Source organism: Vibrio sp. D173a, assembly GCF_030248475.1.
The window spans coordinates 1-560 of the sequence record NZ_JAHGAH010000809.1 but is presented as its reverse complement, the minus strand read 5'-3'; the positions used below and the strand labels follow the sequence as shown (position 1 = coordinate 560).

Below are 560 nucleotides of genomic sequence, written 5' to 3'. Positions count from 1 at the left end.
CATGTCCCTGTTTGCATTTAGACCGTTTGACTTTTTGAGTATGAATAAAATAAGTCCTTATTTGTATTGATCTATTTCCTAAAATCTTCTTTTGAAAGAGCATGCAGTTCGATATGCAATCAATTACCTCTGAAAATGGATTTTTCTTAAGGAAATACTAGTCTTAAGGGTAAACGAGTTCGATAAACAGCCAGTAAAAACAAAATCGAACCGCGACAAGTTAAAAGTAAAAGACTTGATATAAAAACAGTGGTTGAACCTGAGTTACAACCTAATACGCGCTTACAACAATTTTTACACGATGATGGGACCGTCATTATGTGTATCTAGGGGGACATATGGATGTCGAAGTTTTGCGTAACGCAGCAGTAGTTAAGCAAGTGAATGGTGACGTTGTTGTCATAACCGCAGATGGATCCGCCCGCAAGGTGAAGGTAGGGGATACCATTCGCGAGAATGAAATCGTGATGACAGCGAAAGGCGCGAAGTTAGTGTTGGTCGATGTTTCCGGTGAAATACCGGTTGATGAAAACTGTGTTGGTTGTCTCGATAATGCGGTG

Annotated in this window: 1 protein-coding gene; it reads left to right on the top strand. The window is 40.0% G+C overall.

The window, feature by feature from the left end:
* Positions 1 to 338 precede the first annotated feature (338 nt).
* Positions 339 to 560 (top strand): retention module-containing protein (locus tag KIV40_RS29465; protein ID WP_285352793.1); only part of this gene is annotated, 222 nt, incomplete at its 3' end.